The 23,452-nt window shown below is 59.0% G+C and carries 23 protein-coding genes; 17 read left to right on the top strand and 6 right to left on the bottom strand.

Going from position 1 to position 23,452, the window contains the following annotated elements; genetic code table 11:
- Position 1: 1 nt before the first annotated feature.
- Entirely contained in the window at positions 2 to 559 is a 558-nt protein-coding gene (locus tag GIV26_RS07085) for a helix-turn-helix domain-containing protein (RefSeq protein ID WP_072448734.1), read from the bottom strand.
- Between the two features lie 269 nt (positions 560 to 828).
- Here GIV26_RS07085 and GIV26_RS07080 point away from each other — a divergent pair, with 269 nt between their 5' ends.
- The 3 genes from GIV26_RS07080 to GIV26_RS07070 all read left to right on the top strand — a co-directional run bounded on the left by GIV26_RS07080 (position 829) and on the right by GIV26_RS07070 (position 3,128).
- Positions 829 to 1,320 (top strand): REP-associated tyrosine transposase, encoded by a 492-nt coding sequence (locus GIV26_RS07080; protein ID WP_054922054.1) that lies wholly within the window; start codon positions 829 to 831, stop codon positions 1,318 to 1,320.
- A gap of 217 nt (positions 1,321 to 1,537) precedes the next feature.
- Positions 1,538 to 1,846, top strand: coding sequence for an RcnB family protein (locus tag GIV26_RS07075; protein WP_236279872.1), 309 nt, complete (start codon positions 1,538 to 1,540; stop codon positions 1,844 to 1,846).
- 88 nt (positions 1,847 to 1,934) lie between these two features.
- Entirely contained in the window at positions 1,935 to 3,128 is a 1,194-nt protein-coding gene (locus GIV26_RS07070) for an MFS transporter (RefSeq protein WP_236279869.1), read from the top strand.
- Here the strand turns inward: GIV26_RS07070 and GIV26_RS07065 are convergent.
- Together GIV26_RS07065 and GIV26_RS07060 are read right to left on the bottom strand one after the other, a co-directional pair.
- Positions 3,091 to 3,363 carry a DUF1652 domain-containing protein gene (locus tag GIV26_RS07065; protein ID WP_003190355.1) on the bottom strand — a complete coding sequence of 91 codons (273 nt, stop codon included), beginning with the start codon at positions 3,361 to 3,363 and terminating at the stop codon, positions 3,091 to 3,093. The two genes, GIV26_RS07070 and GIV26_RS07065, sit on opposite strands and share 38 nt — an antisense overlap.
- Before the next feature lie 102 nt (positions 3,364 to 3,465).
- A complete protein-coding gene (locus tag GIV26_RS07060; protein ID WP_014717983.1) occupies positions 3,466 to 4,962 on the bottom strand; it encodes a PAS domain S-box protein in 1,497 nt (498 codons plus the stop codon).
- A gap of 203 nt (positions 4,963 to 5,165) precedes the next feature.
- On the opposite strand from GIV26_RS07060, the gene GIV26_RS07055 reads away from it, so the two are divergent.
- The 3 genes from GIV26_RS07055 (at position 5,166) to GIV26_RS07045 (ending at position 7,346) form a co-directional block, all read left to right on the top strand.
- Positions 5,166 to 6,134 carry a hypothetical protein gene (locus tag GIV26_RS07055; protein WP_019821429.1) on the top strand — a complete coding sequence of 323 codons (969 nt, stop codon included), beginning with the start codon at positions 5,166 to 5,168 and terminating at the stop codon, positions 6,132 to 6,134.
- Between the two features lie 78 nt (positions 6,135 to 6,212).
- A complete protein-coding gene (locus GIV26_RS07050; RefSeq protein ID WP_034127075.1) occupies positions 6,213 to 6,833 on the top strand; it encodes a transglycosylase SLT domain-containing protein in 621 nt (206 codons plus the stop codon).
- Between the two features lie 168 nt (positions 6,834 to 7,001).
- Positions 7,002 to 7,346 (top strand): FKBP-type peptidyl-prolyl cis-trans isomerase, encoded by a 345-nt coding sequence (locus GIV26_RS07045; protein ID WP_034127076.1) that lies wholly within the window; start codon positions 7,002 to 7,004, stop codon positions 7,344 to 7,346.
- A gap of 28 nt (positions 7,347 to 7,374) precedes the next feature.
- Here the strand turns inward: GIV26_RS07045 and GIV26_RS07040 are convergent, their stop codons facing one another.
- Entirely contained in the window at positions 7,375 to 8,112 is a 738-nt protein-coding gene (locus GIV26_RS07040; protein ID WP_236279867.1) for an ArsR/SmtB family transcription factor, read from the bottom strand.
- A 74-nt stretch (positions 8,113 to 8,186) separates the two neighbouring features.
- Here GIV26_RS07040 and GIV26_RS07035 point away from each other — a divergent pair, with 74 nt between their 5' ends.
- The 7 genes from GIV26_RS07035 to GIV26_RS07005 all read left to right on the top strand — a co-directional run bounded on the left by GIV26_RS07035 (position 8,187) and on the right by GIV26_RS07005 (position 18,918).
- On the top strand, positions 8,187 to 9,347 hold the full coding sequence (locus GIV26_RS07035; RefSeq protein WP_236279865.1) for a cytochrome P450: 1,161 nt from the start codon (positions 8,187 to 8,189) through the stop codon (positions 9,345 to 9,347).
- Positions 9,344 to 9,688 (top strand): antibiotic biosynthesis monooxygenase family protein, encoded by a 345-nt coding sequence (locus GIV26_RS07030; protein WP_236279854.1) that lies wholly within the window; start codon positions 9,344 to 9,346, stop codon positions 9,686 to 9,688. Before GIV26_RS07035 ends, GIV26_RS07030 begins: the two co-directional genes overlap by 4 nt.
- Before the next feature lie 551 nt (positions 9,689 to 10,239).
- Positions 10,240 to 12,945, top strand: a complete 2,706-nt coding sequence (mgtA, locus tag GIV26_RS07025; protein ID WP_236279852.1) for a magnesium-translocating P-type ATPase — start codon at positions 10,240 to 10,242, stop codon at positions 12,943 to 12,945.
- Positions 12,946 to 13,108: 163 nt separating this feature from the next.
- The gene (locus tag GIV26_RS07020; protein ID WP_003190369.1) at positions 13,109 to 13,825 is read left to right on the top strand and encodes an MgtC/SapB family protein; all 717 of its coding nucleotides are present in this window, start codon (positions 13,109 to 13,111) and stop codon (positions 13,823 to 13,825) included.
- Positions 13,826 to 14,113: 288 nt separating this feature from the next.
- On the top strand, positions 14,114 to 14,740 hold the full coding sequence (locus GIV26_RS07015) for a response regulator transcription factor (RefSeq protein WP_034127079.1): 627 nt from the start codon (positions 14,114 to 14,116) through the stop codon (positions 14,738 to 14,740).
- Between the two features lie 6 nt (positions 14,741 to 14,746).
- Complete coding sequence (locus GIV26_RS07010; protein ID WP_236279842.1) at positions 14,747 to 18,361, top strand: transporter substrate-binding domain-containing protein; 3,615 nt, start codon at positions 14,747 to 14,749, stop codon at positions 18,359 to 18,361.
- A gap of 134 nt (positions 18,362 to 18,495) precedes the next feature.
- Positions 18,496 to 18,918 carry a hypothetical protein gene (locus GIV26_RS07005; protein WP_034127080.1) on the top strand — a complete coding sequence of 141 codons (423 nt, stop codon included), beginning with the start codon at positions 18,496 to 18,498 and terminating at the stop codon, positions 18,916 to 18,918.
- A 124-nt stretch (positions 18,919 to 19,042) separates the two neighbouring features.
- Here GIV26_RS07005 and GIV26_RS07000 read toward each other — a convergent pair whose 3' ends face one another.
- Positions 19,043 to 20,122, bottom strand: a complete 1,080-nt coding sequence (locus GIV26_RS07000) for a 3-deoxy-7-phosphoheptulonate synthase (protein ID WP_236279840.1) — start codon at positions 20,120 to 20,122, stop codon at positions 19,043 to 19,045.
- Between the two features lie 617 nt (positions 20,123 to 20,739).
- Between GIV26_RS07000 and GIV26_RS06995 the strand changes: the two genes are divergently transcribed.
- Both GIV26_RS06995 and GIV26_RS06990 read left to right on the top strand, forming a co-directional pair.
- Positions 20,740 to 21,489 carry a carbon-nitrogen hydrolase family protein gene (locus tag GIV26_RS06995; protein ID WP_034127082.1) on the top strand — a complete coding sequence of 250 codons (750 nt, stop codon included), beginning with the start codon at positions 20,740 to 20,742 and terminating at the stop codon, positions 21,487 to 21,489.
- Positions 21,490 to 21,936, top strand: coding sequence for a GNAT family N-acetyltransferase (locus GIV26_RS06990; protein WP_236279838.1), 447 nt, complete (start codon positions 21,490 to 21,492; stop codon positions 21,934 to 21,936).
- A gap of 35 nt (positions 21,937 to 21,971) precedes the next feature.
- Here GIV26_RS06990 and GIV26_RS06985 read toward each other — a convergent pair whose 3' ends face one another.
- Complete coding sequence (locus GIV26_RS06985; RefSeq protein ID WP_080757702.1) at positions 21,972 to 22,211, bottom strand: DNA-binding protein; 240 nt, start codon at positions 22,209 to 22,211, stop codon at positions 21,972 to 21,974.
- A gap of 82 nt (positions 22,212 to 22,293) precedes the next feature.
- Here GIV26_RS06985 and GIV26_RS06980 point away from each other — a divergent pair, with 82 nt between their 5' ends.
- Positions 22,294 to 22,659 carry a helix-turn-helix domain-containing protein gene (locus GIV26_RS06980; protein WP_003190384.1) on the top strand — a complete coding sequence of 122 codons (366 nt, stop codon included), beginning with the start codon at positions 22,294 to 22,296 and terminating at the stop codon, positions 22,657 to 22,659.
- Positions 22,660 to 22,810: 151 nt separating this feature from the next.
- Entirely contained in the window at positions 22,811 to 23,452 is a 642-nt protein-coding gene (gacA, locus tag GIV26_RS06975; protein WP_003190387.1) for a response regulator transcription factor GacA, read from the top strand.

The raw sequence follows: 23,452 nt of genomic DNA, 5'->3' as shown, positions 1-23,452 counted from the left end.
CCTAGTTGTAAACCCACAAGACGCGGGCGGGCAGGTCGGTCAGGTTGGCGTAGCGGCAGTGGGCGAAACTGGCGAGGTGGAAACTGTCGCCGGGGCTGAGGGTGACTGGCGCGGCTTCGTCATCCACCCACAGGGTCAACTCGCCTTCGAGCACAAATCCGGCCTGTTCGGCACGGTCGCTCATGCTCTGTTCGCCGCTGTTGGCACCGGGGGCCAACAGGCTGTCAAGCATCGAGAACGCACCGTTCATGCTCGGCGACACCAGGATGTCGGTGATGCCATTGGCGTAATACACCGTGCGCCGCTCGTTGGGGCGTGTGACCCAATCCACCGCCTTGGGTTTGGGCAGGCTGTAGAAATAGGTGGTGGGCACATCGAGGGCGTGACTGATGGCGGTTAAATCGGCCACGGTCGGGCGCGACAGGCCACGTTCGACCTGGGACAGAAACCCCACCGACCGTTCGATTTTTTGCGCAAGTTGGGCCAGGGTGAGCTTCTTGTGCTTGCGCAGGTCGTGGATCAGCGCCGCGAGGGTGGCGAGTTCTTCTTGAGGGGTCATGAAATTTAATTCGAATAATTTCATGAAAAATTACACGATTATTTTCACGCTCGCAAACCCTATGCACAAACCCTTGTGGCGAGGGAGCTTGCTCCCGCTGGGCAGCGAAGCGGCCCCAACCCATTCACCGCATGCGTTCAGTGGATGCGCGGTGTGGCTTTTTGGGGCTGCTGCGCAGCCCAGCGGGAGCAAGCTCCCTCGCCACAAAGGATTGGGAAATATGGGGAAACTGTATTGGGCAGGGACATCTCAGGTGCCTGCTAGGTTGAATGGACCATTCAACCATTCAGGGGAGCAAAGGATTGCTTCACAAGCCCAACTCTCATTTGTTGCGACGTGGCCGTTATTCAGAACCTGGTCGAGCTTATTTGGTGACTGCCGTGGTTTATCAACGTCGCCCGGTATTTGCCGATCTTTACCTGGGGCGGCTATTGGTTGCCGAGCTCAAACGAGCCCATGACCTTGGACTGGTCAACTCGCTGGCTTGGGGCATTATGCCGGACCACCTTCACTGGTTATTTGAATTGCGAGGCGCGACGCTGCCTGAAGTGATGAAACGGGTGAAGTCGCGCAGCACACTGACCATCAACCGAGCCCGTCGCACGCACGGTGCTTTTTGGCAGTACGGCTATCATGATCGTGCGGTGCGGGCCGATGAAGACCTTATCAAGGCTGCTCGCTACATCATCGCCAACCCACTGCGAGCCGGACTGGTCGAGCATGTTGGCGACTACTCGCTCTGGGACGCCGCCTGGCTATAACGGTGTACCCCCCTGTGGCGAGGGAGCTTGCTCCCGCTGGGCCGCGAAGCTGCCCCAAAAAGCCCGACCGCGTACCCACTGAAAACATGCGGTGAATGGATTGGGGCCGCTGCGCATCCCGGCGGGAGCAATCTCTGGCCACAGGGAAATACGGCTGAATGATTACGCGCCGCCGCGGTCGGAATCTGGGTACGCACCATTAATTGAAGGAGCACCCATGAAGTCGAAAACCTTAGCCGCTTGCCTGCTGGTCGCTGCCAGCTTTTCCTCCGCCAGCGCTGTAGTGCAGGCCGGCGATACCCCTCAGGAAACCGTGCAACCTTCAAACATCAACGCTCGTGATTTGAAAGAAGGCGACCGCGCTCCGGATATCCTGATGCGCAAGGAGTCGGCCATCAGCGATTGGAAAAAGCGCGGCCTGAAGCAGCCCGAAGAAGAAAGCCAGTGGGCGCGCGTAGGCGACAAGTACGTCCTGCTCAAGACCACCAACGGCACCATCCTCGAGATTACGCCAGTCAAGAAATAATCCCGCCGGGGCATCTGCTCGTTTCATGTTTCTTGCGTTAAGGTAACCGACCGCAATGGTCGCGTTACCTTTGAAGAACGAGAGCAGGATGCTTGCCACCATCAGAAACTACCCCCGCACCGTGAACCTGTTGCTGTGCGCCACGTTGCTGCTTACGCTGGCCAAGGCCATCACTTTTCCTTATCTCGTGATCTACCTCACCAGCCATTTCGCCTTGGACATTACCCAGGTCGGCCTGGTAATCGGCAGTTCGCTGATCGTCGGTTCGCTACTCAGTGTCTACGGTGGTTTCCTGGTCGACCGCATCAATAGCTATCGCCTGTTGCTCGGCTTGAGCCTGGTGTTTGTGCTGGGGTTTATCGGCACGGTGCTGGCGCAAAATATCTGGTCGTTCTATGGCTGCCTGATCCTGATCAACCTGGCCTACGCCGTCATCGATATTGCGGTGAAAGCCGGCTTCGCCAGCCTGCTGCCCGAAGACGCGCGCAGCGAAGTGTTTTCCATCAAGTACACGCTTACCAATATCGGCTATGCCGTAGGGCCGTTCTTTGGCGCGATGGTGGCCAAGCTGGATATCAGCCTGCCGTTTATTCTGTCGGCGCTGTTAGGGCTGAGTTTTTTTCTGCTGTATGGGCGCTGGGGTGACCGTAACTTGGCCACGGTGGATGCCACGCAAAAGCCGCTGCCGTTCCTTGCCGTCGCCCGCGTTTTGCTGCAGGACCGTCGCCTAGTGTGCTTCACCCTCGGCGGTTTACTCAGCGCGGTGGTGTTCGGCCAGTTCACGGCCTATCTGTCGCAATACCTGGTGACCACCACGACCGCCGAATACACCTACACGGTGATCAGCGCGGTGCTGACCACCAACGCCGTGCTAGTGATTGCCTTGCAGTACTTGATTGGCCGGCGCATCTCGCACCGTTACCTGAGCCAGTGGCTGATCGCTGGCTTGAGCATGTTCATGCTGGGGTTGATTGGCTTCGGGCTGTCCACCAGCGTGGTGGGCTGGGTGCTGGCGATGGCGGTGTTCACCGTCGGGGAGATCATCGTGTTTCCGGCCGAATACATGTTTATCGACCGAATTGCCCCGGACCACCTGCGGGGCATGTATTACGGGGCGCAAAACCTGTCCAACCTCGGTGCGGCGCTGGGGCCGGTGCTGTGTGGGCTGGTGTTGGCCAGCCTGCCGGCCCATTACATGTTCTACATGCTGGGGGCGTTTATCGTTGCCGGCGGGGTGTTTTATTTCATGGGAGCGGCGATAAAGGCAAATCATCCAGCGTGAGCTTGCCGACGTTGTTGCTTTGCAGCTCGTAGCGCAATTCATCCACCATTTTCGCTACTTCCTGCGGGGTCTGCAGGCGGTTGGTGCTGATGCCAGTAACCACTAGGTCGACGCGGCCGGTCTCGGCATCGTAGACCTTGAGGGTCAAGGACGCGTCCCGGCACAGGGTGAATTCGCACGTCAGCGGTGACAGGCCTTCTTCGATGCAGTTGCGCAGCTGAGAGAGGGTAAACATGCGGGTTCCTTCTAGGCATAAATACGATCCCTTGAAGGTTATTGCTTGCACCGCCGCTCAATAAGGCGAATTCGCACTAGACGCACTAGTGCATTTGCAGGGTCAGGGCTTGTTTTTCAGGCGCAAATCACCGGCAAACAGCCCGCGTTCACGAGCCCAGACGATCGCAGCACTACGGCTGTGCACCCCCAGCTTGGAATACACCGTGGCCACATGGTTACGCACGGTGTTGGGCGCCAGTTTCAGGCGCGAGGCGATTTCTTTGTCCGCCAGGCCCTCGCAGATCAGGCCCAATACATCGCGCTCGCGGGCGGTGAGGTCGGTGAAGGAAACATTCGGCAGGTTGGGGCTGTTGACGCTCTTGGCGTTGGCCAGCTTCTCGATCAGGGTCTGGCTGAACCAGGACGCGTCCTGCATGACTTCCTCGATGGCCGCCACCAGTTCCAGCTCCGAGCGTTTGCGCTCGGTGATGTTCATCAGCACCATCAGGTAGCAGGGGACGTCCTGGATAATCACGGTGTCGGCGGATACCACGCAGTCGATCACCTCGTTGCCTTTCTTGCGCACCTTGAGGTCCTGGCCTTCAAGGTTGCCGGCTTTTTCCAGGGTGGCGAACAACTGCGCGCCGGCCTGGGGGCTGTCGATGAAGTTGATGTCTTCGATGGATTTGCCGATCAATTCCTCGCTGATGTAGCCGGTGATGCTCATGAAGGCTTCGTTGATGTCTACTACCTGGCGGTTGTCGGCACTGCATACCAGGGTCGGCACGGGCGTCAGGCGGAAGGATTTGGCGAAGCGTTCTTCGCTCTGGCGCAGGGCGATCTCGGCTTTGCGCCGAGGCTCCAGGTCGGTGAAGGAAAACAGCATGCAGTCTTCCTCGTTCATGTCCAACGGTTGGCCGGCGACGATCACCAGTTTGCTGCCACCTTCGGGCAGTCTCAGTTCGGCCTGCATCTGCGGGATGGTCGCGCCTTCGCCCAGGCGCTGGATCGCCAGGTCCTTGCGCTCGGCCTGTTCCAGCACATCCAGTTCATACACAGATTTGCCGATGACCTGGTCGCGGTTGTAGCCGGTCATCTCCAGAAAACCCTGGTTGACCTTGATGTAGCGCAGGTCGCTGAGGCGACAGATCACCGCGGGCGCCGGGTTGGCGTTGAAGGTTTTCTCAAAGCGTTGTTCGGCGCTGGCCCATTCGGTGGCGTCGCTGAGGATCAGTACCAGCAACTCAGGTTCACCCTGGGCATCGGTCAGCACCAGGCTGCGCAGGCGATGTACCCAACTGCGGTGTTCGTCGTCGGCGGGTGTGACTTCCACCACCACATCGCTGAACTCTTCGCCGGCAGCCACGCGGCTGAGGGGGTAGCTGTCCAGTGGCAAGGGATGGTTGTTGCGATAGCGCAGGGCAAAGCGTTTGGCGTACGCCTCGGTATTGGCGCCCAGTTCCTTGACCTCGCTGACCCCATGCATGGTCAACGCCGCTTCATTGGCCCAGAGAATGGTCTGGTCGACCTCGGCCAGAATCACACCGTCGGACAGTCCCGAGATGATGGTCTGCAGTTGGCGGCGGTTGGTTTCTTTGGCGAGAACATCCTGGGTCATAACGTCTCCGATTAGGGCAGGGCAAGGCACATTGGGTTACGACATCCTGGCTTCAGGATAGTGCAGAGTAATTGCCCATGGGGCAGTGCGAATGCACCAGATCACCTGGTGCATATGGGCCAGGACTGAACGTATGTCGTTTCGCCACACTCACACCCATCAAGGCGCATTGCCTTGCTCCTCAATTTGAAAAGGACCTTTGTATGACCACTGTCTATGAAACCAATCGATCGCTGTTTCGAGTGTCGTGGAGCTCGGTACTGGCCGGTAGTGCAATCGCACTGGTCACCTACCTGGTCTTGAGTGTGTTGGGCACCGCCATTGGCGCCAGTGCCGTTGACCCGATGGAAGCGGGCAACCCGTTGAGCGGTTTTGGCACGGGTGCGGGTATCTGGCTGTTTGTATCGACACTGGTCGCCATCGCGTTGGGCGCGTTCGTGGCCGGCCGCACCGCGCCGGATCGTGGCGGCCTGCATGGGGTGCTGACCTGGACCTTGACCACCTTGCTCACCACTTGGCTGTTGGCGGGCCTGGCTTCCAGCGTGGTCGGTACGGCCGGCAACGTGGTGGGTAAAGGTCTGTCTGCTGCGGGCAGTGGCATTGCTGCCGCCGCGCCAGGGATTGGCAATAGCATCAAGCAACAGTTGAACGAGCAGGGCATCGAGCTGGACTGGAACAGCCTGCAAGGCCAACTGGATACCTTGCTCAAGCAGAGCGGCAAGGCTGAACTGGACCCTGCCAATGTCGAGCAGAAAGCCGATCAGGCAGCTGCCGATGGCAAGCAGTCGGCTACCGATGCAGCGACCAATCCTGCGCAGGCCGGTGATGAGCTCAAGCAATGGTTCGAACGTGTGAAAGCGTCCGGCGAGCCAGCATTGAATGCAGCGGATAAAGAGGCGCTGGTCAACATCGTCGCGGCCCGCACTGGCAAGAGCAAAGAAGAAGCCACGCAGATCGTCGACAACTATGCCCAGGCTTATCAGCAAGCCATGCAAAAGGTCGATGAGCTGAAAAAGCAGGCTGAACAGAAAGCCCGTGAAGCCGGTGAAGTCGCTGCCAAGCAACTGTCCCGCGCGGCCTGGAGCACCTTGGCCATGCTGCTGTTGGGTGCGGCGTTGAGCTTCTTTATTGGTCGTATCGCGCTGACTACCCGTCGCGTGCCTTTGGCTTAAAGATGTCTGCGGCAAGGACGCCGCCTGTGTGAAGGGGTAAAATGCTGGCATTTTACCCTTATCCCACAAAGGTGACCCTTGAGCGCAGGCAAAGCCGTCGGACTGTTATTACTCACTTCCCTGTTGGCGGCGTGCGGCACCTCGCCGCCACGCACGCCCAACGACCTCTGCGGTATCTTCCGCGAAAAAGACGACTGGTACGACGCCGCCAAGGTCACGCAAAAGCGCTGGGGCGTACCGATCCAGGTGCCGTTTGCCATCATGTATCAGGAGTCGGGCTTTCGTCACGACGCCAAGACCCCGCGTAAATACCTGCTGTGGATCATCCCATGGGGCCGCGTCTCCACCGCTTCCGGCTATGCCCAGGCCAAGGATGAAGTATGGAACGACTACCGCAAAGCCACCGGCCGCAGCGGCGCTGATCGCGAAGACTTCGACGACGCGATTGACTTTATCGGCTGGTACATGGACAAGACCTACACCATCAACGGCGTCTACAAATACGATGCCTACGGCCAGTACCTGAACTACCACGAAGGCTGGGGCGGCTACCGCCAGCGCACCTATGCCAGCAAAGCCTGGCTGCCGCCGGTAGCGAGCAAGGTACAGGCGCGTTCGCAGATGTATGCGCGCCAATATGCCGGGTGCAAGGATGAGTTGGGGCGCGGGTTCTGGAGCCGGTTCTGGCATTGGTTGTAAAGGGTCGACACGGCGACCTCTGAATGCATGCAGATTCAATGTGGGAGCTGACGCGGCTGTATGCATTCCAGCGAACGGTCCACCATCACGTTGGCCATTTCCCTGCACTTGCCAAACCCCTCCGATTCTGGGAAAACCCCAGCCTTTGGCCCCTTCAATGAGAACCCCATGAGCAACGACGAACTACAGGTCACCGACATCCGCCTGGGCGACGGCAAAGCCGTGGTCAAGGGCGCGCTGATCACCACCCAATACACCGGCACCCTGGAAGATGGCACGGTGTTCGATTCCTCCTGGGAGCGGGGCAAACCGTTCCAGTGCGTGATCGGCACTGGCCGCGTGATCAAGGGGTGGGACCAGGGCTTGATGGGCATGCAGGTTGGCGGTGTACGCTCGTTGTATGTACCGGCGCACCTGGCCTATGGCGAGCGCTCGATGGGGGCGCATATCAAACCCAACAGTAATCTGCGCTTCGAAATTGAATTGCTGGAAGTGCTGACGCGGGATGATTGAGATGGCTGAACATCAATTGTGCTTGGCCTCATGCGCAGGCGCTGCCTAAGCGCTTCAGTTCTGGGGCATCCATCCTGATCCCAAACCTGCCCGACAGCTCCTTTCGCCCCTTGGGCGTCACTGTCAGCGCCCGACTATCAAGGTCCTGGCTAACCCATTTACGGCTTATGACGGCCTGTAGAACAGCGGCCCCCAGTGCGCCGGCGAGGTGAGGGCGACGCATGCTCCAGTCCAGGCATGAGCAAGCGAACCGACGCCGCTGTGCCCTTACGGTTGCTACGTCGACACCGAGCCCTGTCATCGCTTTTTCGCCCTCCACGCTGAGCTGATACGTACCGTCACTTGCGTCTGGTAGGGTCAACCAGCCAGAGTCGAAAAAATAGTCGTGCAGTTGTACCGCCAAGGACCCCGCCATGTGGTCATAGCAGGTTCGCGCTAGCTGCAACCGACTGGGGGTCGTTGAAACAAACCCCGCTTGGGCATTTCGGCTGATCACCATGAGGGCTTCGATGGCTTCGGCCACGTGAGCGTCTGCCAGGCTGAAGTAGCGGTGCCTACCCTGGGTGTGCAGTTTTACCAAGCCGTCCTCTTTAAGCCTTGCCAAGTGTGCGCTCGCCGTAGAAGCACTGACGTCGGCGATGACGGCCAGTTCCGTACTGGTGCGGGCGTGGCCGTCCATCAGCGAACATAGCATTTTCGTCCTTGCGGGCTCGGCAATGGCGCCGGCGACACGCGAAATGGCAGTGTCATTGCTTTGGGAATCCATATTTCGTTCCTGAACGAATTGTCGGGGTGACGATTGTTCGATAGTAGCTGTTCTTAGCGAAAAGGACTGCCACCATGACGCCGTTTGAAGCCGCCACCCATGCCGACCCCTACGATTATTACGCACGCCTCAGGCGACAAAGTGAACTGGTCTTCGATGCAGATCTTGGTTTATGGATTGCAAGTGGCGCCAGTGTTGTCGAGGCCATTCTGGAGCATCCCGACTGCCTTGTACGTCCACCGCACGAGCCGATTCCAGCGGCCATTGCACAAGGCGCGGCAGGCGATATCTTTGGTCGTTTGATGCGTATGAACGAGGGCGTGCAACACCGGTGTCCCCGGAGGGTTATCGAACCCGCCTTGGGCTCGTTGGGAACCGAAAATATCGCAGGCATTGTGGCGCGGGTTGTCGAGACACTGGATGACCCGATCGGTAACCCGAACGAGTGGATGTTCAGGTTACCGGTTTCGGTCATTGCAACTTTGATAGGTTTCGCACCCAGCCAGTGGCAGGAAGTCGCGCAACTGACACGAGATTTTGTCGCCTGTCTATCGCCACTGAGCGACGAAGCTCAACTCAGTGAAGCCCATTGCGGGGCGGCTCGGTTGAAGCAGATGTTCCAAGCGCTGCTGAATAACGGCGATAAGCGTAGCGGCTTGTTGGACCGTCTTTATGGCGAATACCAAGCCTCAGCCTGGAAAGACGATGATGCGTTGATAGCGAATCTGATTGGCCTGTTGTCACAGACCTGCGAAGCCACTGCAGGCCTGATCGGCAACGCCCTCATAGCGCTCCAACGAAACCCCGGCCTGTTTGAAGGCATGCCCGCCACACCCATGCGCGTCGCTGAGTGGGTGGCAGAGGTGGCGCGCCACGACTCACCGGTACAAAACACGCGGCGCTTCGTTGCACGGCGCTGCACGATTGGCGGCAGCGTTCTAGAGGCGGGCGATACCGTTTTACTCTTGCTTGCTGCTGCCAACCGAGATCCCGGCGCCAACCCAGACCCCGACAGTTTCCTGCCCAAACGAACTCAACGACGAACCTTCAGCTTCGGCGCAGGCAGGCATCAATGCCCAGGCCAGCCCTTGGCATTGGCTATTGCTTCAGAGGTGATTTCGGCATTCTTGCAGCGACGGCCAGGCTTATCCGCCCGTGCTTATCGCTGGGATTATTTGCCTTCCCTTAATGGCCGCATCCCGCGGTTCTACCGTGATGAGGAGACTCAACAATGATCGCTGTTATTTTTGAAGCCTGGCCACATGAGGAGCACTACCAGCGTTATCTCGACCTCGCTGCCGAACTCAAGCCCTTGCTCGCCCAAATCGATGGCTTCATTTCAGTTGAGCGTTTCCAGAGCCTGAGTGAACCTGGAAAGTTGCTCTCCTTATCATTCTGGCGTGACGAGGAAGCCATCCAGCAGTGGCGCAGCCTTGAGCTACATCGAGCCGCTCAATCAACAGGCCGTCGGCAGGTTTTTGCTGACTACCACCTGCGCATTGTCCAGGTAGTGCGCGATTACAGTCTCGAGGATCGTGTTCAAGCGCCGACCGATAGCAGGCAGGCTCATGAGTGAAAGCAGCACTCCGCCTCTGTAGGAGCGAGCTTGCTCGCGAAAAACTCGCAGGCGCCGCGTTCACACAGCAAGCACGCGTTATCGTTGGCGTTTTTCGCGAGCAAGCTCGCTCCTACGGTTGTTACCTGAACCCATCCTGAAGAATCTTCTTATTCACCAGGCTGGCACTTTCCTACGGTTTACTCCGCCAACATCGGGGCGTAAGCTTCGCGCGTTTTCATCAATAGCGGAGACCCTCAGTGGGTACTTGTTCGAGTGACAGTCGTCGGCCGGTTTCGGTAACCGGCCTCTACTTGGCAAGGTAACGCGCATTTTCCAGATGCCGTTGTCTCGCCTCATAAAGCGAGAAGCGGCATCCCGGCGGTGGCCAGTCCTGGCACCTGCCTGATTCCCTCTCATCGACGCTGACCAGCACCTGGGTAACGCCTGGATGCTACGGACGCGCCTGCCTGTTACGGCGGGCGGGCCAGGTTCGGCTGTGCCTGTGTGACGGGCGCGGTGTGGACGGGCAGTACCTGCACGACGGTTTTTCCTCGCGCAGGAGTTACACCATGAACCTCACTTTGCTCAAAGAGTTCTTCGCCGGTTTCCTGCGGACCCGGCATATCGCGCGGCATTTTCGCCGCCTGGCGATGCTGGAGACCGTGACCGATGCCAGCGTCAGCCGCGAAGTACCGCCCAGCCTGGCGCAGACACTGGTGGCCTCTGCCAACCGCAGCACTGTGCAATTGCTGGGCGTGCTGGGCAGCCACGCCGAGGGCTTGAGCACTCAGGAAGCCGACGCCTTGCGCGTGCAATACGGCCTTAACGAAGTCGAGCACGAACAGCCGCTGCCGTGGTGGGTGCACCTGTGGCATTGCTACAAGAATCCGTTCAACCTGCTGCTGACCCTGTTGGCGGTGATCTCTTGGCTGACCGAAGACATGAAGGCCGCCACGGTGATTTTCTCCATGGTGGTGCTCTCGACCCTGTTGCGCTTCTGGCAGGAGGCCAAGTCGAACAAGGCCGCCGACGCCTTGAAGGCCATGGTGAGCAATACCGCGACGGTGCTGCGCCGCGATGCTGCCAAGCGCATTGAACTGCCGATCAAACAACTAGTGCCAGGCGATCTGATTGTGTTGTCGGCCGGCGACATGATCCCCGCGGACTGCCGCGTGCTCAGCGCCAAGGACTTGTTCGTCAGCCAGGCGGCTATGACCGGTGAATCCATGCCGGTGGAAAAGTTCGCCCACCAGCAGGACGCCCACACGCGCAACCCGCTGGAGCTGGAGAACATTCTGTTCATGGGCACCAACGTGGTGTCCGGCGCCGCCACGGCGGTAATCCTCGCCACCGGCAACAGCACGTATTTTGGTGCCTTGGCGCAACGCGTCACGGCGACGGACCGTGCGACCACCTCGTTCCAGCAGGGGGTCAACAAGGTCAGTTGGTTGCTGATTCGCTTTATGTTCGTGATGGCGCCGCTGGTGCTGTTCATCAACGGCTTCACCAAGGGCGACTGGACCGAGGCGTTGCTGTTCGCGCTGTCGATTGCGGTAGGCTTGACCCCGGAAATGCTGCCCATGATCGTCACCTCGACCTTGGCCAAGGGCGCGGTGTTTCTGTCGCGCAAGAAGGTCATCGTCAAGCGCCTGGACGCGATCCAGAACTTCGGCGCCATGGACGTGCTGTGCACCGACAAGACCGGCACGCTCACCCAGGACAAGATTTTCCTGGCGCGCCATGTGGACGTGTGGGGCCAGGAGTCGGACGACGTGCTGGAAATGGCCTACCTCAACAGCTACTACCAGACCGGCCTGAAAAACCTGTTGGATGTGGCCGTGCTCGAGCATGTGGACATCCATCGTGAGCTGAAAGTCGGTACCGCGTTCCACAAGGTCGACGAGATCCCATTCGATTTCAACCGCCGCCGCATGTCGGTGGTGGTGGCCGAGGAGCACCAACCGCACCTGTTGATCTGCAAAGGGGCGGTGGAGGAAATTTTGTCGGTGTGCAATCGCGTGCGTCATGGTGACGTCGATGAGGCACTGACCGACGAACTGCTGGCGCGCATTCGCCAGGTGACCGCGGCCTTTAACGAAGAAGGGCTGCGGGTGGTGGCGGTAGCGGCGCAGCCGATGCCGGCAGGACGTGAAACCTACACCCTGGCCGATGAAAACAACCTGACGCTGATCGGCTACGTGGCGTTTCTCGACCCGCCCAAGGAAAGCACCGCGCCCGCCCTCAAGGCCCTGAAGGCCCACGGCGTGGCGGTGAAAGTGTTGACCGGCGACAACGAACTGGTCACGGCGAAGATCTGCCGCGAAGTGGGCCTGGAGCAACAAGGCTTGCTGATGGGCAACGACATCGAGGCGATGAGCGACGCCGAACTGGCCCTGGCCGTGGAAACCACCAATGTGTTTGCCAAGCTCACGCCCAGCCACAAGGAACGCATCGTGCGGCTGCTCAAGGCCAACGGACATGTGGTCGGCTTTATGGGCGATGGCATCAATGACGCTCCGGCGTTGCGCACGGCGGATATCGGGATTTCGGTGGACAGTGCGGTGGACATCGCCAAGGAAGCGGCTGACATCATCCTGCTGGAGAAGAGCCTGATGATCCTGGAGGAGGGCGTGCTGGAAGGCCGGCGCACCTTCGCCAACATGCTCAAATACATCAAGATGACCGCCAGTTCGAACTTCGGCAACGTGTTCTCGGTGTTGGTGGCCAGTGCCTTTATCCCGTTTTTGCCGATGCTGCCGATGCACCTGCTGGTGCAAAACCTGCTGTATGACATCTCGCAGATTGCGATTCCGTTCGACAACGTCGATGACGAGATGCTTGCCACGCCGCAACGCTGGCAGCCGGGGGAAGTGGGGCGCTTCATGTTGTTTTTCGGGCCGATCAGTTCGATCTTCGACATCACCACGTTCGCACTCATGTGGTATGTGTTTGATGCCAACACTCCAGACCACCAAACGCTATTTCAATCCGGCTGGTTTGTGGTGGGGCTGCTGACCCAGACCCTGATCGTGCACATGATCCGCACGCCAAAAATCCCATTCCTGCAAAGCCGCGCAGCGCTGCCGTTGATGTTGATGACCGGCGTGATCATGGCCGTGGGGATATTCCTGCCGATGGGGCCTTTGGCGCACTACTTCAAATTGCAGGCGCTGCCGTCGCTGTACTTCGTGTTCCTGCCGGTGATTTTGCTGGCTTACATGGCGCTGACTCAGGCAGTGAAGGGCTACTACATTCGCAGGTTTGGCTGGCAGTAACAGGTTCCATGCAACATCGCAAATCCTGTGGGAGCCGGGCTTGCCCGCGATGACGGTGTATCAGTCGCCAGATTCATTGGTGGTGTACCGCTATCGCAGGCAAGCCAGCTCCTAAAGGGACCTGCGAGTTACCAATGTGCCGCTGCATTCATGGAGATTTCTTATGCAGGCAATCAACAACATCAACCTCAACTCCCTGGTCGACACCGTGGTCAGCCTCAGCGCTGCGTTTATTCTCGGTGGCCTCATCGGGTTCGAGCGCCAGTACCGCCAGCGCACCGCCGGCTTACGTACCAATGTGCTGGTGGCGGTGGGCGCGGCGATCTTTGTGGACATGGCCAACCGACTGGGCGGTGCGGAAGGCGCGGTGCGCGTGGTCGCTTACGTGGTGTCGGGCATAGGCTTCCTGGGGGCGGGTGTGATCATGCGGGAGGAGGGCAATGTGCGCGGGCTCAATACGGCCGCCACCCTCTGGGCTTCGGCCGCGGTGGGTGCCTGCGCCGGCGCCGACCTGATCCTCGAGGCGTTGCTGGGCACGCTGTTTGTGCTGGCGGCCAACACCTTGCTGCGGCCGATCGTCAACAACATCAATCGTCAGCCCTTGGACGTGGTGTCGGCAGAGGTCACCAATATCCTCTATGTCATTGCGCGCCGCAGTCAGCAACAGGCCGTGATGGTGTTACTGGAAGCCGAGCTGGCACGCTGCAACTACCCTGCCAGCGACGTCGACGTGCGACCGTTCGGCAGTGACGAAGTGGAAATCGAGGCCATCCTGGCCGCCACGTCGGTGGATGGCGACGAACTGGACGCGCTGGTGGCGCGCCTCTCAACGTCAACCCTGGTGGTGCAGGCCTTCTGGAGTCCGAGCACCACCGACTGATCCTTATGGGCTGGCCAGGATTGGCTAAGCTTGCATGTGGAAAAATCCTACATGTTGTCCGGATTATCCCTTCGGTTGAAACATCATTGCATTGCTAAAGTTGGGTACTTGCGGCTGTTGCGCCGTTGAGGCCCGGCGTCCGTCGCTCTGTTGAGTTAATTGAAAGGGCCAGACACTGCTTGGTTACCGCTCCAAGGAAGCAGTGCCGCTTGTCGGAACTGTCATTTCTCACAGGTACCCAGGTCCGGCGTGATGTGTAAGGGTATTTTGTCCACATAAGGAAGTTTTATGAGCAAAGCATTAATTGTGGATGACCATCCGTTTATCCGGGCAACGGTCAAACACCTCCTGCAATTGGAGGGGTTTGATGAGATTTTTCAGGCGGGGGATGGCGCTGACGCCATGCAGTTGGCGAGGGAGCAACGTCCCGAGCTGATTATCCTCGACCTGGCGATGCCTAAATTAGGCGGGTTGGAGGTTATCAGCCGCATCAAGGCGTTGGGCTTGCCGTGCAAGATTCTGGTACTGACCTCCTACCTGGCGGTATTTTTTTCTACCCGTTGCATGCGTTCCGGCGCGATGGGGTTCGTCGCCAAGACCGGTGAGCTGGATGAGCTGCAAAAGGCTATCAAAGCGATCATGTCGGGCTACAGCTGCTTCCCCAGTTTGCCGACCAGTTCGGTGCGCCGCGATGATCTGCAAGAAACGGAACGGCAGATGATCGAGTGCTTATCGGACCGTGAGTTAACCGTATTGCAAATGTTGGCCCTGGGGCTGGGCAACAAGGAAATTGCCGAACAGATGCTGCTGAGCCACAAGACCATCAGCACTTACAAGACTCGACTCAAGGAGAAGTTACGCATGTCTTCGGTAGTGCACTTATCCAAGTTTGCCCAGCGCAACCATCTGATCTGAATTGAGATGATCACCACCGCGTTTATAAGGTTCGCCATGATCTTCTGGATGAGCCTGTTACCTCAGATCGCGGTGGCCCTGGATGAGCCCCATGCTTTGCGGCTGTTGGGGCACTCACGTATTGACACCCCGCAAGTAGCACTGGACGAGTCTGATTGGCGCTGGCTGCGCGAGCGGCGCACATTGTTGATGGGAGTTTCTGCTCCCGATTACGCGCCTTTTGACTTGACCAATAACAACGACGAGCTCGAAGGTATCACCGCCGATTTTGCCGCACTGGTGGGTCAGGCCCTGCATATCTCCATAGAGGTACGGCGTTACGATACCCGCGATGAAGTGATCGAAGCCTTGAAGAAGGGGGGCGTGGATTTTCTCGGTTCCGCCAATGGCTACGAAGCGGCCGACCCGCAACTGCTTTTGTCTCGCTCCTACGCCAACGATCAACCGACCCTGGTGACTCGCAGCGGCGATAGCCAGGTGTTGAACGACGACCTGGCGGGCAAGCGTGTAGCGATGCTGTATCACTATATGCAGCCCGACGCCGTTCGGGCGTTTTACCCCCAGGCCCAATTGGCGTTGTTTGCCTCGACTTTCGAAGCCATTGGTGCCGTAGCGTTTGGTCGCGCCGACGTCTATTTGGGGGATGCTATCAGCAGCAACTATCTGATCAATCGCAATCACCTCAACAATGTACGTATGGCGGATTTTTCCGGCTTGGAAGTCAACCCGTTTGCGTTTGCCGTCGCCCGCGAAAATACACGTTTACTGCCCATTCTCAATGCCGCGCTGGAGGCGATTCCCGCCAGCGAGCAGATGGAAATCCTGCGCCGCTGGAGCGGAGGTAACCTGGGGATAATCGGCGTTGACCGGTTGCATTTGAGTGCCAGCGAACAACGCTGGGTGCAAAAGAATCCAAGGGTCAGAGTCGCGGTACTCAATGACTTTCTACCGTTATCTTTTATTGGTGATCAAGGCCAGTTCGAAGGGTTGAGTGCCGAGGTACTATCGCGTATCAGCTTGCGTACCGGCTTGAAGTTCGATGTGGTCCCGGGCGGCTCATTGCCGCGCCAGATCAATATCGTCAGTGCGGGTACGGCGGACATGCTGGCGGTCGTCACGCCTAGTGCGGAGCGTGCTGAAAAAGTTCGTTTTACCCGGCCCTACCTGACCAATCCCTTTGTGCTGGTAACCCGTAACGGTCCCCACAGCCCGCTCACGCTGGAGGACATGGTCGGCAAACGCCTGGCCATGGTGGTCGGCAATGGCCTGCATGAGGACATAGCGAAAAATTTTCCAGGTGTGATGTTTGTCGACGTGGAGAACCCCCAGCAAGCCATGGCGCTGGTGGCCAATGGTGACGCCGACGGCGCGGTCAACTCGTTGATCAGCGCACGCTATCTGATCAGCCGTTATTACCGCGACCGCCTGCGTGTCAGCAGTACGGTTGGCATTGAGCCTGCACGCGTGACCTTTGGGGTAAATCGCAGTCAGTTGGAGCTGTATTCGATCCTGGACAAGGCGCTGCTGAGCATCACCCCTCAGGAAATGGACGAACTGATTGGCCAGTGGCGTAGTGAGGTCATCATCGAGGACAGCTATTGGTTGCGTTATCGGAATGTGATTCTTCAGGGCTTTGGGTTGGCGGCGCTGTTGTTGGCAATCACGCTGGGCTGGGCCATTTACCTGCGCAGCCTGATTCGCAAGCGCCTGCAGGCCGAGCGAGCGCTGAGCGATCAGATGCGGTTCATGAGCGTATTGATCGACGGCACGCCGCACCCGATTTACGTGCGTGATCGCCAAGGGCGGCTGATGGCCTGCAATAACGCCTACCTCGACGTGTTTGGCTACAAACTTGAAGATGTGATCGGCAGGACCGTGGTGGAAACCGACATCGAAAACCCGCCACAGGCCCGGTCGTTTCATGAGGATTACCTGCGCTTGATGGCCGGCGGCGAGCCGCAGATTCATGATCGAATCCTCAAGGTGCCCAATGGCGATGTGCTGACCATTTACCAGTGGATGCTGCCGTACCGCGACGGCGACGAGAAGGTGGTGGGCATGATTGCCGGTTGGGTAGACGTAAGTGAACGGCACCGGCTGCTCGGCCAGCTACAGGAAGCCAAGGACGATGCCGACGCCGCCAATCGCGCCAAGACGACCTTCCTGGCGACCATGAGCCACGAGATCCGCACGCCGATGAACGCCGTGATCGGCATGATCGAACTGGCCTTGAAAAATGCCGAGCAGGGACGGGTCGACCGCGATGCTCTGGAGGTGGCCTCGGTGGCTTCGCGGGGTATGTTGGAGCTGATCGGCGATATTCTCGATATAGCGCGGATCGAGTCCGGGCATTTGTCACTGACCCTGGAGCCCGCCAACCTGCATGAGTTGTTGGCGTCGGTCGCACGCGTATTCGAGGGGCTGGCCCGAGCCAAGGGGTTGGCACTGCAGGTTGAGCTGGACCCGTTGATTGACCAGGCGGTGCTGGTCGACCCGCTGCGATTCAAGCAGGTGGTCTCGAATCTGCTGAGCAATGCCATCAAGTTCACTCCCCATGGGCAGGTCAGTTTGGTCGCGCAGGCGGTGGTCGAGGGCGATCGCTTGGCCGTGCAGTTATGGGTGCAAGATACCGGCATCGGAATCAGCGTCACCGACCAGCAGCGGTTGTTCAGTGTGTTCATCCAGGGCAGCAATAACCAGCAATCGGCACGCAGCGGGTCTGGGCTGGGGTTGGTGATCAGCCGCAGCCTGTGCGAAATGATGGGCGGCCAATTGCACTTGAGTAGTGTGTTGGGGCACGGTACTCGGGTGGACGTGACGTTGACCCTGGTCATGACCGCCACGCTGCCAGCCCCGGTTGAGCCTGTGCAAAAGGCGGCGCCTGAGGGGCGCGCGCTGAGCATTCTGGTGGTGGACGACTACCCGGCCAACCGCTTGCTGCTGGCCCGACAGTTGAGCTTTCTGGGCCACCGTATCATCACGGCCGAAGACGGTGTCCAAGGGCTTGAACAGTGGCGAACGGGGCAGTTCGACGGCGTCATTACCGATTGCAATATGCCGTTCAAGAACGGCTATCAGTTGGCCCAGGAGATTCGCGTACAGGAGCGTGAGCGGGGTCTGGAGCCCTGCCTGTTACTTGGGTTCACCGCCAACGCCCAGCCGGAGGAGGCCGAGCGCTGTCGGCAGGCTGGCATGGATGGCTGCCTGTTCAAGCCAACCGGGCTTGACGACTTGCGGGCGGCATTGGCGTCGCGTTCAGTTGGCACGAGCCCGCGACCCTTGGTTGCCTTCAACTTGAGCACCCTGGTTGCGCTGACCGGGGATGATCATGCCGCGCTGGTCGAATTGCTGGCGCCGTTACTCGAAAGCCTGGAGGCGGATCGTGCCTTGCTGCCACGGCTGGCAAGCCAGGCAGACTTTGCCAGGTTGCACGACCTGGCTCATCGTGCCAAGGGAGGAGCGCGGATGGTCAAGGCCAACCCATTGATCAGTGTATGTGAGGCATTGGAGGCGGCGTGTGAACAGCGGGACCGTCAGGCATTGGGACCAGCGGTTGAAAGCGTGGGTGAGGCGATCGATGTTTTGCATCATGGCTTAAGCGCTTATTGCAATCAGCTCTGACTGTGGTTGATCGCCTTTTGGAGGATTTGGGAAAGTTCTTACATGAAGGGGGAATATGCCTGATTTTTTCGTCGGCATATGTCTGGAAAATGGGCGACGCTCACTGTCGAGCACTGCCTGCCCAGGGGTTTGCCATGCCGAACAAAGCATTGACCATCCTGATCGCCGATGAACAGCATTTGCAACGCCTGTACATCGAGAAAATGCTCAACCAGTTGGGCTATTACCGGATCGTGCCGGTGCAAACGTTCGAGGAGTTACGGATTCTCACCGCTATTCCTGCCGACCCATTCGATGTGCTGATTATCAATGCGGCGCTGATGGCCCAGGCTTACGAAGCTCAGCCTCAGGTGCGTCATGTTCTGGTCTACGATCACCTGGATCTGGGTGCGCCTTGCGGTGTAACGCCGGTAATACGGGTGCGCCTGCCGGGCATGCCGGACAACGTCAATCTTGAACATTTCATGGGCATCGTCGACCCCTCGGAGGTCTTCCACGGCCTGCGAGTGTTGCCGTGGCTGCGGGAGTTATCCCGCATGCCGGTGGCCAGGGCCTAGCCGCGTGCCTTAGGGAGCTTGCCCCCGCTGGGGCGCGAAGCGGACCCGCTTTTTGTCTAAAATGACGGGGCCTGCACCCCGTCCAGCGAGAGCAAGCTCCCTCCCGGATTTTGATTTTCACCGATCAGTCGGCTTTGCGGTGTTCCCGCAATTGCTCAGCGGCACTGCGTAACAACTGCTCGGTCCCGTCCCAACCCAGGCAACCATCGGTCACCGAAACGCCGTATTTCATCGACGCGCTCAGCGGCTGGCAGCCTTCGAACAGGTGACTCTCAAGCATCATGCCGACCAGCGAGGTATCACCTTGCAGGCGCTGCTCCAGCACGTCATTGAATACCGCCGGTTGGCGCAGCGGGTTCTTGCCGCTGTTGGCATGGCTGCAATCGACCATGATCCGTGCCGCCACCTTGGACTTGGCCAGGTCATGCTTTACGTCGGCCACGCTTTGCGCATCGTAGTTGGGCCCACGGTGGCCGCCGCGCAGCACCAAGTGGGTGTCGGGGTTGCCGGGAGTCTGGATGATCGCCGGGTGGCCCTGGCTGTCGACGCCGAAGTGGCGATGCGGGTGAGACGCTGAACGTATCGCATCGCAGGCAATGGCGACGCCACCGTCGGTGCCGTTCTTGAAGCCCACGGGCATGCCCAGGCCGCTGGCCATTTCGCGGTGAATCTGCGATTCGGTAGTGCGTGCACCAATGGCGACCCACGTGAGCAGGTCATCGAAGTAGCCGGCGGCCATGGGTTGCAGCAACTCGGTGGCCACCGGCAGGCCCAGGCGCAGCATTTCACGCATCAGTTCGCGGGACAGGGCCAGGCCGGCGGCCATGTCATCGCTGCCGTCCAGGTGCGGATCGTAGGCCAAGCCTTTCCAACCCACAGTGGTGCGCGGTTTCTCGACGTAGGCACGGATCACCAGCAGCATCTGGTCGCTGACTTCAACCGCGAGCTTCTTCAGGTTGCGCGCGTATTCCATGGCCGATTCCGGGTCGTGGATCGAGCACGGGCCGGCAATCACCAGCAAGCGTGAATCTTCGCCATTGAGGATGGCGCGCACGGCTTGGCGATGGGCGTGGACTTGTTCGTTGAGGAACGGGCTGAGCGGGAGTTGGTGCTTGAGTTCAAGAGCGCTGGGCAAACGCTGGGTCAGGGCTTCATTGGCGCTGTTGAGGGCAGAGACGGGCAAAGCGGCGACGGAGGAGTTCATATTCAAGGCTTCCTGGGCAAGCGGCGGGCGATTCCCGCATGCTTGGCCTACTGGGGTGTTCGACAATTGGCCGTATCGGCTACGTGTGTTGGCTTGCCACCACGGGGTGACCGGTCGGAGGCGGCAGGCTGTCCCGAACGGAGCTGGCTAAATCGCCATGCAGTGCAAGTGTCGTAGCGGTAATAGGTGGCGTAGTTCATGGTGTGATTCCTTTAAGTGAGCGTGATAAACAAATTGTCAGGCGCTGAAAAAACAAAACCCCCGGTCGGGGAGCCGACCGGGGGTTTAGATTTCTCTGGTAGGCGACCCCTTGAGTAGTGGGCGCCGATTTCAGGTATCAGGCGCGCCAGTGGCTAAACCAATACCCAAAATAAAAGCCGGCCAGTGCGCTCGAACCATTCACACGGGTAGCCGACACCGAGCGCAAGGCGCTGGCAGCAGGGCAAACCTGAGTGTGGGTGAGTGGCAACATGGGGCTCTCCAAATGATGGGGGGAGCTTACTAGAGGCGTGCGGGTGGATTCAATCAGTAATTTCTATTGCGTGGTAGTACTTACTGCTATGGGGTAAGTGTGGATATGCTGATAACTCTCAACCAGTGATTGCCAGGACGCGACCATGACTGCCTTGACCCTTGCTGCGGCGCAAACCGTTTCCATCCCGGGCGATGTCGCTGCCAATATCCAGCGGCACCTGGCGTTGATGCGGGCCGCGGCTGAACAGGGCGTGCAATGCCTGGTGTTTCCAGAACTGTCACTGACGGGCTACGAGCCGTTCCTGGCGGCCGACTTGGCCATCGACCCGCAAGACGCCGTGTTGACGCCTTTGCGTGAGTTGGCGCGGGAGCTGCGGTTGACGGCTGTGGTGGGCATGCCGGTGCGTCTGGCGCCACAAACAGGTGTGCTGATCGGCGCGCTGGTGCTTGGGGCGGACGGTTCAGTAGGCGTCTACACCAAGCAGCATCTGCACCCCGGCGAAGAGCTGGCATTTGCCGCGGGGCAGGGCGGTGAAGCCCTGGAATTGGCCGAGGAGCGTATCGCATTGGCGGTGTGTGCGGACTTTTCCCAGGCCAGCCATCCACGTCAAGCGGCGGCAGCGAGCGCCACGGTGTATGCCGCCGGCGTACTGATCAGCGAGGGAGGCTACGCGGCGGACAGTGCTTTGCTTGAAGGCTATGCGGCGGAGCATGGCCTGTTGGTACTGATGGCTAACCACGGTGGCCCATCTGGAGGCTGGGCTTGTGCCGGTCGCAGTGCGATCTGGACCGCCGATGGCAACTTGCTTGTTGCCGCCCCCGGTGTCGGCGACGCGTTGGTGATCGCCCGTCGCGATGGCGGGCAGTGGACCGGCCAAGTGGTTGCCCTCTGAATGAAGTTTCATTTGCGCCGGGCCACCGAGCAGGACCTGCCGTTTGCCCGCACCCTGACCCAGCAGGCCATGAGCTATTACTACCGTCAGAACGGCTTGTTGTGGTCCAACGACGGCTTCGACGTGGCCTGGGCGGGCCGCGAGAACTGGCTGATCTGCAACGATGATGGCGTCATGGGCTTTATCAGCCTGAGCCGCGACGGCAAGGCCCTGTATATCCGCGAGCTGCACCTGCTGGAATGCTGCCGCAAGCAGGGCGCGGGCACATGGGTGCTGGAGCAAATGGCGCTCAAGGCACGCGTCGAGGGCCTGGGCTTTCTACGTTTGACGGTGTTCAAGACCAACCCGGCAAGAAGGCTGTATCAGCGCCTGGGGTTGAGCATTGTCGGTGAAGAGGATGGCTTCTGGCGGATGGAGCGTGAGTGTCGCGCACTCACATCGGACTAAAACAGGCACGTCCTACAAATAAGCGCATACTGCTGTCAGCTAGTGCTTTGTTCATCGTGGGGTTGAGCTCTTGGCTCATCCACGATAACGCCCTCTTTCATGCCCAGAAGTACCGCCACTTTATGGGCTTCTCCACGCCTTCCCTTTTTTCGCCCGGCGAGCACTTGATAGGTGGTTGCCGGGTCTACGCCATGCTCCCGGGCGAATGCTTGAACTGACTTTCCTTGATGTTCCAGCCAGGCCTTGGCTTGTGCAGCAGTACGGATTCCGGGCATAGTTCAAAACCGTTCAAATTTGTTTAACGAAGTGATGGTGTGACACCTCTTGGGGTGTGCCAATTTAGGATCATACATCCAAATGAGTGGAATCGGTTCGCGCTTAAGGCAAGAAAGAGAGCGACTTGGCCTGTCGCAGAAAGTTTTTGGAGAGATTGGAGGCGTTGAAGCGAACGCCCAAGGCAAATATGAAAGCGGTGGTCGTGCACCCAAGGCCGACTATTTGTCTCGCGTCGCCGAAAAAGGAGTGGATATCCTGTACGTATTGACCGGCAGCCCAACGCCGATCCAGCTGGATAACCTGAGCAAGATCGAAGAAAAAGTGCTGGGCAATTACCGAGCGATGTTCAAGGAAGACCAGGACGCAATCCGTCGCTTGACCAGTACCTTGGCTGAGCATTCATCCGTGGTGAACGGAAAAGCCAAGTCGCCCCCCCAGGAATCCTGACCTTTAGCCCAGGAAACAGGGCTGTTCGCCAGCCGGCGAACAGCCGCAGCACGTTTAATCTCTATATATATGACACTTGCAACTAGGTCTGCGCCTTGGTTTTTTGCTAAGGTGTTCAGCAACCTATAAGACCATATCGCGAGGTGTCTGCTTGATTAGGGTGCTAGTAGTCGATGACCATGATCTCGTTCGTACAGGCATTACACGAATGCTGGCTGACATCGACGGCCTGCAAGTAGTCGGCCAGGCGGAGTCGGGGGAGGAATCCCTGATCAAGGCCCGGGAGTTGAAGCCCGATGTGGTACTGATGGACGTCAAGATGCCTGGGATTGGCGGTCTTGGTGCCACGACCAAGTTATTGCGCAGCCATCCGGACATCAAGGTCGTGGTGGTCACGGTGTGCGAGGAAGACCCGTTTCCCACCCGTTTGCTGCAAGCCGGTGCCGCCGGCTACCTCACCAAGGGCGCAGGCCTGGCCGAGATGGTGCAAGCCATTCGCCTGGTATTTGCCGGCCAGCGTTACATCAGCCCGCAGATTGCCCAGCAATTGGCGATCAAGTCGTTCCAGCCCACCAGCGATTCGCCATTTGATGCGCTGTCGGAGCGGGAAATCCAGATCGCCCTGATGATCGTCGGTTGCCAGAAGGTGCAGACCATCTCTGACAAGCTGTGCCTGTCGCCCAAGACCGTCAATACCTACCGTTATCGTATCTTCGAGAAGCTTGCCATCAGCAGTGATGTTGAATTGACCCTGCTCGCAGTGCGCCACGGCATGGTGGACGCCAGCGCCTGA

The sequence above is a fragment of the Pseudomonas sp. PA-1-3F genome (genome assembly GCF_021609665.1).
GTDB lineage: Bacteria > Pseudomonadota > Gammaproteobacteria > Pseudomonadales > Pseudomonadaceae > Aquipseudomonas > Aquipseudomonas paracarnis.
This window is presented reverse-complemented; position numbering and strand designations above follow the sequence as displayed.

Coding starts and splice junctions, on each gene's coding strand:
- GIV26_RS07085 (WP_072448734.1), bottom strand. CDS start 559: ATGACCCCTCAAGAAGAACTCGCCACCCTCGCGGCGCTGATCCACGAC.
- GIV26_RS07080 (WP_054922054.1), top strand. CDS start 829: ATGGACCATTCAACCATTCAGGGGAGCAAAGGATTGCTTCACAAGCCC.
- GIV26_RS07075 (WP_236279872.1), top strand. CDS start 1,538: ATGAAGTCGAAAACCTTAGCCGCTTGCCTGCTGGTCGCTGCCAGCTTT.
- GIV26_RS07070 (WP_236279869.1), top strand. CDS start 1,935: ATGCTTGCCACCATCAGAAACTACCCCCGCACCGTGAACCTGTTGCTG.
- GIV26_RS07065 (WP_003190355.1), bottom strand. CDS start 3,363: ATGTTTACCCTCTCTCAGCTGCGCAACTGCATCGAAGAAGGCCTGTCA.
- GIV26_RS07060 (WP_014717983.1), bottom strand. CDS start 4,962: ATGACCCAGGATGTTCTCGCCAAAGAAACCAACCGCCGCCAACTGCAG.
- GIV26_RS07055 (WP_019821429.1), top strand. CDS start 5,166: ATGACCACTGTCTATGAAACCAATCGATCGCTGTTTCGAGTGTCGTGG.
- GIV26_RS07045 (WP_034127076.1), top strand. CDS start 7,002: ATGAGCAACGACGAACTACAGGTCACCGACATCCGCCTGGGCGACGGC.
- GIV26_RS07040 (WP_236279867.1), bottom strand. CDS start 8,112: ATGGATTCCCAAAGCAATGACACTGCCATTTCGCGTGTCGCCGGCGCC.
- GIV26_RS07035 (WP_236279865.1), top strand. CDS start 8,187: ATGACGCCGTTTGAAGCCGCCACCCATGCCGACCCCTACGATTATTAC.
- GIV26_RS07030 (WP_236279854.1), top strand. CDS start 9,344: ATGATCGCTGTTATTTTTGAAGCCTGGCCACATGAGGAGCACTACCAG.
- mgtA (WP_236279852.1), top strand. CDS start 10,240: ATGAACCTCACTTTGCTCAAAGAGTTCTTCGCCGGTTTCCTGCGGACC.
- GIV26_RS07020 (WP_003190369.1), top strand. CDS start 13,109: ATGCAGGCAATCAACAACATCAACCTCAACTCCCTGGTCGACACCGTG.
- GIV26_RS07015 (WP_034127079.1), top strand. CDS start 14,114: ATGAGCAAAGCATTAATTGTGGATGACCATCCGTTTATCCGGGCAACG.
- GIV26_RS07010 (WP_236279842.1), top strand. CDS start 14,747: ATGATCACCACCGCGTTTATAAGGTTCGCCATGATCTTCTGGATGAGC.
- GIV26_RS07005 (WP_034127080.1), top strand. CDS start 18,496: ATGCCGAACAAAGCATTGACCATCCTGATCGCCGATGAACAGCATTTG.
- GIV26_RS07000 (WP_236279840.1), bottom strand. CDS start 20,122: ATGAACTCCTCCGTCGCCGCTTTGCCCGTCTCTGCCCTCAACAGCGCC.
- GIV26_RS06995 (WP_034127082.1), top strand. CDS start 20,740: ATGACTGCCTTGACCCTTGCTGCGGCGCAAACCGTTTCCATCCCGGGC.
- GIV26_RS06990 (WP_236279838.1), top strand. CDS start 21,490: ATGAAGTTTCATTTGCGCCGGGCCACCGAGCAGGACCTGCCGTTTGCC.
- GIV26_RS06985 (WP_080757702.1), bottom strand. CDS start 22,211: ATGCCCGGAATCCGTACTGCTGCACAAGCCAAGGCCTGGCTGGAACAT.
- GIV26_RS06980 (WP_003190384.1), top strand. CDS start 22,294: ATGAGTGGAATCGGTTCGCGCTTAAGGCAAGAAAGAGAGCGACTTGGC.